The organism is Corynebacterium sp. MSK044 (assembly GCF_030232825.1).
Lineage (GTDB): Bacteria > Actinomycetota > Actinomycetes > Mycobacteriales > Mycobacteriaceae > Corynebacterium.
Map to the genome: position 1 here is coordinate 20,461 of NZ_JASPJJ010000016.1, position 12,489 is coordinate 32,949.

A 12,489-nucleotide genomic window follows, 5' to 3' on the forward strand; every position below is an offset into this window, starting at 1 on the left:
GCTATTCAATACCACACGACACATTCGCAACAATTATGCCTGCCGCTGTTGCGCTACGCACCTTCGCCCCCTTACCCGGTTTTTCACCAGCTGACGCTAGGGTGATACTCGTGCACGACAAGAAGCAATTGCTTGCCGACGTCTCCCGCATGACGTCCGGCCCCAACGACAACACCCCGGCCTCCACGTCCCAAACCTTTGGCACGGCCGCCGGCGACCTCGCGCGCGGATGGGGCCAGTACGAGCTGTGGCTCCAGCTCGGTTGGCAGGACATCAAGCAGCGCTACCGCCGCAGTACGCTCGGTCCGCTGTGGATCACCATCGCCACCGGCGTCATGGCCTTGGCGTTGGGTTTGCTGTACTCGATGCTGTTCCAGATCTCCGTGCGGGAGTTCCTGCCGCACGTGACCGTGGGCTTCATCGTGTGGGGGTTCATCTCGGGGTGCATCAAGGATGGTGCCAATGTCTTCATTGAGAATGAGGGTCTGATCAATCAGCTGCCCTCCGCCCTGTCGGTGCATGTGTATCGCCTGGTGTGGCGCCAGATCCTGTTCTTTGCGCACAACATGGTTATCTGGCTCATTTTGGTGTTGGCCTTCCGGCTGGATCTGGGCTGGTCGGCGTTGTTGTTTGTTCCTGGTTTTGCGTTGTTGGTGCTGAACGGGGTGTGGGTGACCATGCTGTTTGGCATCGTCGCTACGCGTTTCCGTGATGTGGCTCCGCTGCTTGAAACGTTGGTGCAACTGCTGTTCTATGTCACGCCGATCGTGTGGACCACGGAGACCCTCAAGCAGCAGGGCGGCGAGGTCGCGCAGCGCGCCCGCATCGCTGAGCTCAACCCGCTGTACCACTACCTTGAGATCGTCCGCGCCCCCCTCATTGGCAAGGACGTGGCTGCCTACCACTGGTGGATTGTGCTCGCGTTCACTGTTGTTGGACTGCTAGTCGCACTCGTTGTCATGCGCCAATGGCGCTACCGGGTCCCCTACTGGGTGTAACGGCGTCACCGCCACAGAAAGGATTTTCGGATGGTTTCCATTGACACCTACAACGCCTGCGTTGACTTTCCTATTTTTGACGCCAAGTCCCGCTCCCTCAAGAAAGCCGTGATGAGCTCCGCTGGCGGCGCGATTGGCAAGAATGCCTCGAACACCGTCGTCGTTGAGGCTCTCAAGGACATCAACCTGCACCTGCGTGAAGGTGACCGCGTTGGCCTAGTCGGCCACAACGGCGCCGGCAAGTCCACGCTGCTACGCCTGCTGTCTGGCATCTATGAACCCACCCGCGGCGTCGCCGATGTCCGTGGCCGCGTCGCCCCCGTCTTCGACCTGGGCGTGGGCATGGACCCGGAGATCTCTGGCTACGAGAACATCATCATCCGTGGCCTCTTCCTCGGGCAGACCCGCAAGCAGATGAAGGCCAAGATGGATGAGATCGCGGAATTCTCTGAACTCGGCGACTACCTGGACATGCCCTTGCGCACCTACTCCACCGGTATGCGCGTGCGCCTCGCGCTAGGTGTGGTCACCTCCATTGAGCCGGAGATTCTCCTGCTCGATGAAGGTATCGGCGCTGTCGACGCCGCGTTCATGGCCAAAGCCCGCGTCCGCCTGGCTGAACTCGTGGAGCGCTCCGGCATCCTCGTTTTCGCCTCCCACTCCAACGACTTCCTGGCACAGCTATGCAACACCGCCCTGTGGGTGGACAAGGGCCAGATCAAGAAGGCTGGGCTTGTCGACGAAGTCGTGGAAGCCTACGAGGGCCCCGAAGCCGGCCAGTACGTCCGGGATCTGCTGGTCCGCTTTAATGAGGAAGAGGAGTCTGAGGGCAACAATCGAGAAATCTGACACTATAACTCTCATAGGTTTATCCACTAACTCCCCTACCTGCCTTTTTTCAGTGCGCACGACAGACCCCTTGTCAGATATCTCGAACGGCTGCCGGGTAGTGGCACAATGAACCCCATGAACTCCCAAGCGCCAGCGGCATCACCGGTGTTGGACCCCAACGGCACAACGGCGGCGGTGATTGTCACCCACAAGAGGGTTGAGCTGCTCAAACACTCTCTGGAACAGGTGGTGGCGCAAACGCACCCGGTGGACTGGGTGGTCGTGGTGGATAACGGCGCCGAGGATGAGGTCCGCGAGCTCCTCACTGAACTCGCGGGCGATAAAGCGGTCTACCTGGCCTCCCACACCAATCTGGGCGGTGCTGGTGGGTTCGCCTATGGCTTCCTGCACGCTTTGGCGCTGGGCGCGGACGCCATTTGGTGCGCTGACGATGATGGCCGCCCCGCCGATGAGCATGTTCTGGAGACGCTGTACCGGGTCGCGCAACGCGAGCAGCTGTCAGAGGTGTCGCCGGTGGTGTGCAACATCGATGACCCGAACAAGCTCGCCTTCCCCCTGCGCCAAGGCCTGACATGGCACCGTCGCCGGGATGAGCTGGAAGGGGATTATCTTCCCCAGTACGCCAGCCTGTTCAACGGCGCGCTGATTAGCGCGAAGGCGATGGAACGGATTGGTGTACCGGATTATCGGCTGTTTATTCGGGGGGATGAGGTGGAGTATCACCGTCGATTAGCGCAATCGGGCCTGAACTACGGCACGGCGCTGACCACGGCGTACCTGCACCCGGACGGCTCCGCGGAATTCCACCCGATCATGGGCGGCCGCGCGCACGCGCAGTGGCCGGACAATGATACGAAGCGGTATTTCACGTACCGCAACCGCGGCTACATCATTAACCAACGCGGTATGCAGAAGATGAAACTGCAGGAATTGGTGCGTTTTGGCTGGTTCTTCCTTATTCAGCGCCGCAGCCCGGCGGAATTCAAGGAGTGGCTGAAGCTCCTGCGCATGGGTGCCAACGAGGACTTCCAGCGGCCCGGCGCCTAAATTAGCGGGTCGGTTCTTCCTCGATAACCACGCGCGCAGGCTCGTTGAAGATGAGCACGCGCTGCAGAACAAAGTTGGTCACCGTAGCCACACCCTGGGCGATAACGAAGGACACGCCATCCTTCCACGGATCCACCAAGCCCAACGCGATGAGCGGGCCATCGGTGATCCAGTACAACAGCGTTTGCACACCAAGGGTGGACAGGTAGAGCACAAGAACGGCAAACGCGCGTTTGCCGGTGATCTTCGCTTCAAACGTGAACTTGGAGTTCAACAGGTACGCCGCCGCGGTGCCGAGGCACCAGCCGAAAATCTTCGCGGTAACGCGGTCAAGCCCGACGGCGTGCGTGAGCAGGTAGGTCAGCCCGAAGTCGAGCACGGCACAAAAGATGCCGACAATAATGAACCGCACGAGCTGCTGCTTGGCGCTAGTGGGTTGCGAGTTTTCAGGCTTGGTTGACACGCCGGACAACCTTACCGGTAACCGGCGCACCACAGAAGTAGGCGGGTACAGGCATGTCTCTCAGTCTCTTCCAGTGGTGGCGTGGAGCTGATCATTGATGGCGGCAATATCAAAGGGATGGCCACCGAACTCGCCGTCGCCCGCCACACACAATGCATGCGGGGCACCGGCGTCGCGCGGAAAAACATCACTGAGCAAGAGAGTGAACCGCCACAAACCCCAGTGAAAATAGAGGGCATCCCCAATTTCAGTCAGATAATCCCCGATCGTGGCTGCACAATCCAAGCGACCACTGTCCTCTTCCTCCCGCGTAAACCGTGCTGGAGCAGGGGTACTACCGGGGACAGCGAAAGAGATACCAAGCGCCCGCTGGAGTTCCTCGAGCGTGCTATCCGCATCCACACCGAGGTACCGGATGACCTCCTCATCCGCCCGCTGGGTGGCGCAGCGGATCAACAGCGTGCGCGCCCGAGTGGGCTGGTCTCCCCGAAGGAACGCGCGTGCTGCATCAAGATCGACAACAGCCGCCACTTGGTCGTGGCGGTGCAGACGATGCAGCGTGCTAGGCATGACCCCAGCCTAATGAGATTTAGGAAGCGTTGACGCGGGCATCAAGTTCCGTCGCCGCAAACAGCAGGGCTGCACCACCCACACCAAGCAGGGTGTACGGGCGCTTCGCACCGCGGCGGCGCAGGCCTTCTGCCATTTTCTTCTCCACAGCAATGCCCATGCGAATACCGCCGATGAGCAGTGCGGTACCGCCGGCGAGAAGCCCCCACGTCTTGGCCGGACTGCCCGTGCCAGAGGTGCGATCGACGGTGGTGGTGAGGTCATTACGCGGATCCTCATCAAAAGCATTGAACGCCGCCACCGTGCCAGTGAACGTGGCGGCGATGCCCACCCACGACGCCACGCGTGCCGGAGTGGACTGAGCATAGTCCGGCACCGCCGTAAACGCCCCAGCGAACGCCGCCTGGAGAAGGCGGCCCCCAGTGGTGTTGTCCAGTGCGTTGTAATCAACGCGAGTCTCGCCCGTAATCTCCTGAATAGTCTCCGTCATGGGCGCCATCTTAGCGGGGTGGCACCGCCAAGTAGGCTGTGCACATGGCCAATTCCGAAGACACCCCACACATTTCTGCTCAGCTGGTCAACGTACCGCTGGATGATTTCATGGCGCGCCTTATCGCCCAGGAACTTCCCATCCTGGACAGCACAAGCCGAGGCATTGTTTATGACGAATTGCGTGCGCACAAAGAAGCAGGCAAACCAGTGATCACCAGCCAGGAAGAACTCCCGGCGCGCATCCGGGAGATCATGGAGCTTTAACGCCCACCCCAACGCGCCTGACCGGCAACGGGATATTCCCCGAGTAGGCTTGGGCGCATGGAATTGATCACCACCACTCAATCGCTGCATGGCTGGGGCCGTACCGCCCCGTCGACAGCGCAGGTTCTTGCCACGGCTGACGTTGACGTCATTAAGAAGGCCGTGGCGCAGATCGCGGATGAGAACTCCACGCTGCCTGAACACAAGCGCCGCGGCGTCATCGCCCGCGGTATGGGCCGGTCCTATGGTGACCCGGCGCAAAATGGCGGCGGACTCGTCGTGGATATGCAACCGCTCAACACGATTCACTCGATCGACGCGGAGACCGCGATCGTCGATGTGGATGCGGGCGTGACGCTGGATCAGCTGATGAAGGCGGCGCTGCCCTACGGCCTGTGGGTTCCGGTGTTGCCGGGTACCCGCCAAGTGACCATTGGTGGCGCAATCGGCCCGGATATTCACGGCAAGAACCACCACTCCGCGGGGTCTTTCGGTGACCACGTGGTGTCGATGGAACTGCTCGTGGCTGATGGACGCGTGCTGCACCTTGAGCCAGAAGGCTCTGCCGATGACCCGGACGGCACGCTGTTCTGGGCAACCGTCGGCGGCATGGGACTCACCGGCATCATCCTGCGCGCACGCATCAAGATGACGCGCACGGAAACCGCCTACTTCATCTCCGACACGGTGCGCACCACGACCCTGGACGAGACGATTGAGGAGCACTCGCATGGCCAGGAAGAGGGCTACACCTACTCCTCTGCCTGGTTTGATGCGATCTCCGCACCGCCGAAGACCGGTCGCTCCACCATCTCCCGCGGCTCGCTGGCCACCCTGGCACAACTGGAGGAATACGCACCAAAGCTGGCTAAGGACCCGTTGAAGTTCTCCGCACCCCAGCTCATGACGGTGCCGGACATCTTCCCCTCCTGGACCATGAACAAGCTGTCCCTCATGGCCATCGGTGAGGCCTACTACCGCATGGGTTCCCCCAGCACGAATGACATTTTGAACCTGACGCAGTTCTACCAACCGCTCGACATGATCGCGGAGTGGAACCGTGGCTACGGCAAGGCCGGCTTCCTGCAATACCAGTTCGTGGTTCCCACGGATGCGGTGGAGCCGTTCAAGCAGATCATCTACGACATTCAGGCTTCTGGCCACTACACCGCCCTCAACGTGTTCAAGCTGTTCGGCGAAGGCAACCGCGCACCGCTGTCCTACCCAATGCGTGGCTGGAACGTATGCGTGGACTTCCCCATCCGCGACGGCCTGCACTCCTTCCTGGACCGCCTCGACGACCAGGTCATGGAATTCGGTGGCCGCCTCTACCTGGCCAAGGAGTCCCGCACATCCGCAGAGAACTTCCACAAGATGTACCCAGAGATGGGCAACTGGCTAGAAACCCGCCGCGCCATCGACCCGACCGGGGTCTTCGCCTCCGACATGTCCCGCCGCTTGGAGCTGAATTAGTTCATAGGAACGGTTCGGCCCCACAACAAGAAAAGGTAAAAGAACACAATGCTTAACGCTGTAGGACAAGCACAACACATCTTGCTGCTCGGTGGTACCTCCGAGATCGGTCTCGCGATCGTGGACGAGTTGGTCTCCCGCGGTGGCAATCCCACCGTCACGCTGGCAGCTCGCGAAAACTCCCCCCGCTTGGAGGCGGCGGTGGAGGAAGTGACCTCCCACGGCGCCGGCGAGGTGCGCCTAGTGGACTTTGACGCATTTGATACCGCCTCCCACCCGGCAGTGATTGATGCGGCGTTTGCGGAGGGTGACGTGGATATCGCCATCGTCGCCTTTGGCACCTTGGGTGACCAGGAAGAACTCTGGCAGAACCAGGAAGCTGCTGTTGCTTCGGCACAGACAAACTTCACCGCACCGGTGTCCGTCGGTGTGCTGCTGGGCCAGAAGTTCAAGGAGCAGGGCCACGGCAAAATCATTGCCATGAGTTCGGTGGCGGGCATGAAGGTGCGTCGCTCCAACTTCGTGTACGGCGCCACCAAGGCCGGCATGGACGGCTTCTACACCCAGCTCGGTGAAGCACTGCGTGATTCCGGCGTGACCGTGACCGTGGTCCGTCCGGGCCAGGTGCGCACCAAGATGACGGAGGGTCTCGATGAGGCACCGCTGACGGTGAACAAGGAAGATGTAGCCAAGGCTGCTGTGTCCGCTGCACTGGCGGGCAAGTCGAACGTGTTCGTACACAAGCTCTTCGGCCCGATCTCCCTTGTGCTGCAGCACATTCCGGCGCCGATCATGCGCAAACTCAGTTTCTAAACAAGCCCGCTATCTCGTCTGCTCAATGCCCGTTTAACGGGGCTTCTATGGGAGACTGTCACCTATGACAGAGCGCCCCGAGGACAACAACGAACCACTCGACTCCGCTGAAGGCGGGGTCGTTGTGGAGGACAGTGATGCGGCTGAGCCTGACACGAAAGCGGAAGCTCAGGACCGTGAGAAGCCTCGTTTACAGGCTTTTGCCCCCGACCAGGTGAGCACGTCGAGCGCCATTGTGCGCATCGTCGTCGTCGCCGTGGCCGGGGGTCTTCTAGCGCTTGTGGCGTTTTTCGCGTTGAAGCAGGTGACCCTGGCGGCGTTCAACGTGTCTATGGTGACGCGGGCGTTGGCCACGGCGGGTTCGCTGTTCGTCCTCATCGCCGTCACGGTGTTGCTGTGGCTGTGGGTGCGGGACCGTACGAGCAGCAAGGAGCGACCGGCGTGGCGCCGGGTGCTCACGGAGGCTGTGTGTGGGCTGGCGCCGGCGGGGTTGGTGGTGTCGTCGATAGCTATTCCGCTGTCCGCTACCAAGCTGTACTTGGATGGCATCCAGGTTGACCAGGGCTTCCGTACCCAGTTTCTCACCCGCATGACGGAGACGATGTCCAACCAGGACATGAACTATGTGGACATGCCGTCTTTCTATCCCATCGGCTGGTTCTGGCTGGGTGGCCGCATGGCCAACCTGCTGAACATGCCGGGTTGGGAGGTGTACCAACCGTGGGCGCTGGTGTCGCTGGCGGCGGCGGGTTCGGCGTTGGTGCCGTTGTGGCGCAGGATCACTGGGTCTTTGCCGGCGGCGACGGCGATCGCGCTGGTGACCACAGCGGTGATTCTCACCATGGTGCCGGAAGAGCCCTATGCCGCAGTGGTGGCCATGGGTGTTCCGGCGGCGGCGGTGTTGGGGTATCGGGCGATGCATGGCTCGTGGACGTCGACAATTGCTGTGGCGTTGTATCTGGGGGCGTCGGCATGTTTTTACACGCTGTACACAGGCATTATGGCGCTGACCATGATCGTGCTGGCGTTCATCGCTTTCATCGCGATGGGGCGCGGCAAGCGTACGGTGAAGCCGTTTGTGCACCTTGTAGCGATGGGTGTGGGCTCGATCTGCATCGCGCTGCTGTCGTGGGGCCCGTACCTGTTCGCGCTGTTCACGGCGTCCGAGGATGTGTCGTCGGCGGCACAACACTTCCTGCCGTCGCAGGGCACCACGGTTCCTCTGCCGTTCTTCCACCTCACCTTGGTGGGTGTGCTCAGTTTCTTCGGCTTGCTGTACATCATCGTGCGACACCGCGAGCCCGCGTTCACAGCGCTAGGTATCGCAACAGCCGTGTGTTACGTGTGGGTTGTTGCCTCGATGGTGATCACTCTTGTTGGCACAACGCTGCTCGGTTTCCGGGTTGAGGTTCTCATCGCTTTGCTCTTATCGACGTCCGGTGTTCTCGCCCTCATCGACCTCCGCCTCACCGGCGTTGACCGCCTCTACCCCACCGGTTTGAGCAAGCGCACTAACTGCACGATCACCACCGTGTTTATTGCTGGCCTGGCTCTAGCGATGCTGAGTTACGTGCAGCAGATCCCCGATAAGAATCAGGTCTTCCTGGATCAGGCCTACAGCGACACGAATGGTGATGGGCAGCGCGCTGACCGCCGCGAATCTGACGTGGGCCGCTACTACGGGCAGATGCACGAGTTCATTCAGGAGCAGGGCTACAACCCGTCTGAGACGGTGCTGTTCACCGATGAGATCAACTTCTTGGCCTACCACCCGTACCACGGTTTCAACGCCTTCACCAGCCACTATGCCAATCCGCTTGGGCAGTTTGTGGCCCGCAATGAACTTGTGGCGCAGTGGGCGCATGACTCTTACGAGCAGCTGCAAGACCCGAAGGCAATGATCGCAGAGATTGATGCGTCGCCGTGGCGCGCACCCGATGTGTTCATCTTCCGCGGCAGCAAGAAGGACCAAGATGCCCCGTGGAAGACGCACGTCGCACACGATATCTTCCCCAGCGAGCCTAATATCCGCTATCAGGGCCTCTTCTTCAATCCGGATGCCTTTGACTCCGCTGACTGGACCACGGAGCAGTTTGGTCCGTTCGTGGTGGTGGTCCGTAACCGATGAGTAGGCAAAACAGTACGCAGAAACATACACAGATGAATAAGAATGTGAACCAAACCCGTCAGCCCCATTCCACGCAGAAGTGGATTCCGCTCACCGCGCTGGTGTCGGGGTTGTTAGCCTTCCTCTTCTTCTTTGCTTTGCCGTTTTTACCGGTGAAGCAGGTGCAGTCTTCTTTCAATTGGCCGCAGGATGAGAATCTCACGTCAGTGAATGCGCCGTTGATTTCTTTGGCGCCGGAGAAGCTGGACATCACCGTCCCATTGGCGGCGGTAGAGGCGATGAATCCGGGGCAGACCACGGTGTTGTCCACGCTGCCGGAGGATTCCACGGAAGCGCTGGACCGTGGCTTGTTTGTAAACGCCCCGGAGGATGGCGGGATTAACGTGTCCACGCTCAATGAGGTGATCTTTGAACTGGATGCGGGGCAGGTTGCGCAGATGCGTGATGGCTCGCTGCGCATCACGGTCGATGGTGACATGGTGCGCGTTGACGCGCCGGGCACCAAGTACGACACCAAGATTGCAGATGACATGCGCCCGCAGGTCACCGGTATTTACACCGAGCTTTCTGGGGAGAAGGCACGGGAGCTTATCGACGCTGGCTTGACCGCCCACGTTGACATCAACTCCCGCTTCACCTCCTCCCCGTCCACCATCAAGTGGGCGGCGATGATCCTGGGTAGCCTGTCTGGCCTGGTGGCGCTGTGGGCACTGGCAAAGCTGGATCTGCGTGATGGCCGCCGCCTACCTCTGCTGCGCCCGGAGTGGAAGACCTTCAAGCCACTCGATGGTGTTGTGCTGGGCGTTCTTGGTTTCTGGCATATCTTCGGCGCTAATACGTCTGATGATGGCTTCCTGCTCACCATGGCGCGGGTGGCCAATGACTCGGACTACATGGCCAACTACTACCGCTGGTACGGCGTGCCGGAAGCGCCGTTTGGCTCGCCGTTCTACGACGTGCTGTCGCTGCTGGCCAAGGTGAGTACAGCCTCGGCGTGGATGCGTCTGCCAACGCTCATCGCCGGCATCTGCATCTGGTGGATTCTGTCCCGCGAGATCCTGCCGCGCCTGGGTGAAAAAATTGCTACCCGCCGCGTGGCCTACTGGACGGCGGCGTTCATGTTCCTGGCGTTCTGGCTGCCGTATGACAACGGTCTGCGCCCGGAGCCGATTATCGCGCTGGGTGCCATTGCTACGTGGGCGTCCTTTGAATCGGCGATCAGCTCCCGCCGCCTGCTGCCGGCAGCGATGGGTACGATCTTCGCGGCGTTCACCCTGGCATGTGGCCCGACGGGTCTGACGGCTGTGGGCGTGTTTCTCGTGTGCTTGCCGCAGGTGCTGCGCATCGTGAGCGAGCGCCGCGTCTACGCGCCGATGGCCTCCATGGTGGCCCCGTTCCTGGCCGTTGGTTTTGCCGTAATGGTGCCGGTCTTCCACGACCAAACTCTGGCCGCGGTGCTGGAATCCACTTCCGTGCGCTCCTACGTCGGCCCGGCGCTGGAGTGGTACCACGAGTTCGTCCGCTACGCCAACCTCTTTGAGCCGGGCGCGGACGGTTCTTTGGCCCGCCGCTTTGCCATGCTGACCTTGCTGTTCTGCCTGGGCTTGGTGCTGTGGGCACTCACCCGCTGGGACGCTGTGCCCGGCGCGAATAAGGCCCCCACGCAGCGCCTGCTGGCCATCTTTGGCATGTCCATGTTCTTCCTCATGTTCACGCCGACGAAGTGGACGCACCACTTTGGCATTTACGCCGGCCTGGCCGGTGCGGCTGCCGCCCTGGGTGCAGTGGCGCTGTCGGAGATCACGGCGCGCTCTGCTCGTGCGCGGACCTTCGCGCTGGCTGCAATCACGTTCATCCTGGCGCTGTCCTTTGCCGGCGCGAACGCCTGGTGGTACATCTCCTCCTTCAGCGTTCCCTGGTGGGATAAGAGCGTGCAGGTCAAGCGGATCGAAGCCGCTTCTGTCTTGCTGGCTATCACTTTCATCATCGTGGCGGTGGGCATCTACCAGTCCTTCTCACACAACAAGCGCGAGAAGGCGTCGGACAAAGAATCTGATTCAGTGGCCTCGCTGCGCATGCGCCAGATAATGAAGGCACCGATCGCCGTGGCCTGCATCCTCGTTGTCACGTTCTCCTGCCTCACCTTTGTTAAGGCATTTGCTACCCAGGCGCCGGCCTACTCCGTGGGCATGGGCAACCTGCGTTCCCTCAAGGGCGACACGTGCCAGCTCTCCGGCGACGTGTTGGTGGAAACCAATACGAATGATTCTTTCCTCACCCCGGTCGATGGCGTGCCCCTGGGCCGCTCCCTCGAATCGGGCACTGTCCGTGGTTTCCACCCGGGTGGTGTCCCCGCCTTCATCAACTCGGAGCGCAAGGGTGTGCCGAATATTGGGTCAATGGGGCAGCCGCAGGTGGTGCAGGAAGCGCAGACAAGCAATGATGCAAACGCTGATCCGAACGATGAGCAAGCGCAATCGACCTCCCGCACCACCACGCAAGGCAACCGCTCTGAAGACAAAGTGGGCATCAACGGCTCCACCGTGCGCCTGCCGTTCAACCTGGACTACAACCGCGTGCCAGTGCTGGGCAGCTTCGCTGCATCCACGCAGGCTACCGCGGAACTCAAGACCTCCTGGTACGAGCTGCCCGAGGCCACCGAGGACGCGCCACTGCTGGTCACCTCCGTCGCCGGCCGCATCTCCCACCACGACATCAATGGTGTGAAACAGAAGGGCCAAACCCTCGTCCTGCAGTACGGCACCCGAAATGAGGACGGCTCTGTCAGCGACATCGGTGAGCTAGAGATGTTCGATCCGGGCCCAGCCATCAAGTGGCGTAACCTGCGCTACCCTATCGCTGACTTGCCGGATTCCGCCAACGTGGTGCGCCTCGTCGGCGAGGACATCAACCTCGACCCGTTCGAGTGGATGGCCGTCACCCCGCTGCGCAATCCGAAGCTGGAGCACCTCACCGATGTCTTCGACAAAGACACCCCCGGCCTGCTGGACTGGACCGTGGCGCTGCAGTTCCCCTGCCACCGCACCTTCAACCATTACGCCGGCGTGGCTGAGATCCCGCAGTTCCGCATCAGCCCGGACGCCCCTGGTAAGGAGGAACTGTCTGACTTCATGGACTTCCTCGGTGGCGGCGCTCTGGCAACATCGGAGGCAGTCAACTCCGCCTACGAGATCCCGGGTTACCTTGACCGGGACTGGGGCCGGGACTGGGGTTCCGTGCACCGCTACGTTCTGCGCACGAACTCGCGCGGCGAGGAGCCGATGCTGGCGAAGATTGACTATGAAACGGTGACACGCTCCGGTGTGTGGCACCCGTCGGACATGAAGATCCGCGACCCGTACGAAAAGACAAGAGAGTAGAAGGAGAAC

General features: G+C 61.1%; 11 protein-coding genes. 8 read left to right on the forward strand and 3 right to left on the reverse strand.

Translation table 11 applies throughout. The features are described 5' to 3' along the window. Positions 1-149: 149 nt before the first annotated feature. From wzm to glfT1, 3 genes are all read left to right on the forward strand, one after another. Positions 150-998, forward strand: a complete 849-nt coding sequence (gene wzm, locus QP994_RS09040; protein WP_284866380.1) for a galactan export ABC transporter permease subunit Wzm/RfbD — start codon at positions 150-152, stop codon at positions 996-998. A 30-nt stretch (positions 999-1,028) separates the two neighbouring features. Further along, positions 1,029-1,847 (forward strand): galactan export ABC transporter ATP-binding subunit Wzt/RfbE, encoded by an 819-nt coding sequence (wzt, locus tag QP994_RS09045; RefSeq protein WP_284866343.1) that lies wholly within the window; start codon positions 1,029-1,031, stop codon positions 1,845-1,847. 117 nt (positions 1,848-1,964) lie between these two features. Beyond that, positions 1,965-2,897 carry a galactofuranosyltransferase GlfT1 gene (gene glfT1 / locus QP994_RS09050; RefSeq protein ID WP_269965673.1) on the forward strand — a complete coding sequence of 311 codons (933 nt, stop codon included), beginning with the start codon at positions 1,965-1,967 and terminating at the stop codon, positions 2,895-2,897. Position 2,898: 1 nt separating this feature from the next. Here glfT1 and QP994_RS09055 read toward each other — a convergent pair whose 3' ends face one another. Genes QP994_RS09055 through QP994_RS09065 form a run of 3 tightly spaced genes read right to left on the reverse strand, consistent with a single transcriptional unit; the run spans position 2,899 to position 4,420 of the window. Next, complete coding sequence (locus QP994_RS09055; protein ID WP_284855695.1) at positions 2,899-3,360, reverse strand: GtrA family protein; 462 nt, start codon at positions 3,358-3,360, stop codon at positions 2,899-2,901. Positions 3,361-3,420: 60 nt separating this feature from the next. Next, a complete protein-coding gene (locus tag QP994_RS09060) occupies positions 3,421-3,930 on the reverse strand; it encodes a plasmid pRiA4b ORF-3 family protein (protein WP_284866345.1) in 510 nt (169 codons plus the stop codon). Positions 3,931-3,949: 19 nt separating this feature from the next. After that, on the reverse strand, positions 3,950-4,420 hold the full coding sequence (locus QP994_RS09065) for a hypothetical protein (RefSeq protein ID WP_284866347.1): 471 nt from the start codon (positions 4,418-4,420) through the stop codon (positions 3,950-3,952). A gap of 44 nt (positions 4,421-4,464) precedes the next feature. On the opposite strand from QP994_RS09065, the gene QP994_RS09070 reads away from it, so the two are divergent. The 5 genes from QP994_RS09070 (at position 4,465) to QP994_RS09090 (ending at position 12,480) form a co-directional block, all read left to right on the forward strand. Continuing rightward, entirely contained in the window at positions 4,465-4,686 is a 222-nt protein-coding gene (locus tag QP994_RS09070; RefSeq protein WP_034663650.1) for a hypothetical protein, read from the forward strand. A 57-nt stretch (positions 4,687-4,743) separates the two neighbouring features. Beyond that, positions 4,744-6,159, forward strand: a complete 1,416-nt coding sequence (gene dprE1 / locus QP994_RS09075; RefSeq protein ID WP_284866349.1) for a decaprenylphosphoryl-beta-D-ribose oxidase — start codon at positions 4,744-4,746, stop codon at positions 6,157-6,159. A 48-nt stretch (positions 6,160-6,207) separates the two neighbouring features. After that, on the forward strand, positions 6,208-6,972 hold the full coding sequence (gene dprE2, locus QP994_RS09080) for a decaprenylphospho-beta-D-erythro-pentofuranosid-2-ulose 2-reductase (RefSeq protein WP_284866351.1): 765 nt from the start codon (positions 6,208-6,210) through the stop codon (positions 6,970-6,972). A 64-nt stretch (positions 6,973-7,036) separates the two neighbouring features. Next, positions 7,037-9,100, forward strand: a complete 2,064-nt coding sequence (locus tag QP994_RS09085) for a galactan 5-O-arabinofuranosyltransferase (protein ID WP_284866353.1) — start codon at positions 7,037-7,039, stop codon at positions 9,098-9,100. 32 nt (positions 9,101-9,132) lie between these two features. After that, positions 9,133-12,480 carry an arabinosyltransferase domain-containing protein gene (locus tag QP994_RS09090; RefSeq protein ID WP_284866355.1) on the forward strand — a complete coding sequence of 1,116 codons (3,348 nt, stop codon included), beginning with the start codon at positions 9,133-9,135 and terminating at the stop codon, positions 12,478-12,480. Positions 12,481-12,489 lie beyond the last annotated feature (9 nt).

Excerpts from the sequence above, each read along its gene's own strand:
- QP994_RS09060 (WP_284866345.1), bottom strand. The coding sequence starts at position 3,930 with ATGCCTAGCACGCTGCATCGTCTGCACCGCCACGACCAAGTGGCGGCT.
- dprE1 (WP_284866349.1), top strand. The coding sequence starts at position 4,744 with ATGGAATTGATCACCACCACTCAATCGCTGCATGGCTGGGGCCGTACC.
- glfT1 (WP_269965673.1), top strand. The coding sequence starts at position 1,965 with ATGAACTCCCAAGCGCCAGCGGCATCACCGGTGTTGGACCCCAACGGC.
- wzm (WP_284866380.1), top strand. The coding sequence starts at position 150 with ATGACGTCCGGCCCCAACGACAACACCCCGGCCTCCACGTCCCAAACC.
- QP994_RS09090 (WP_284866355.1), top strand. The coding sequence starts at position 9,133 with ATGAATAAGAATGTGAACCAAACCCGTCAGCCCCATTCCACGCAGAAG.
- wzt (WP_284866343.1), top strand. The coding sequence starts at position 1,029 with ATGGTTTCCATTGACACCTACAACGCCTGCGTTGACTTTCCTATTTTT.
- QP994_RS09065 (WP_284866347.1), bottom strand. The coding sequence starts at position 4,420 with ATGACGGAGACTATTCAGGAGATTACGGGCGAGACTCGCGTTGATTAC.
- dprE2 (WP_284866351.1), top strand. The coding sequence starts at position 6,208 with ATGCTTAACGCTGTAGGACAAGCACAACACATCTTGCTGCTCGGTGGT.
- QP994_RS09070 (WP_034663650.1), top strand. The coding sequence starts at position 4,465 with ATGGCCAATTCCGAAGACACCCCACACATTTCTGCTCAGCTGGTCAAC.
- QP994_RS09085 (WP_284866353.1), top strand. The coding sequence starts at position 7,037 with ATGACAGAGCGCCCCGAGGACAACAACGAACCACTCGACTCCGCTGAA.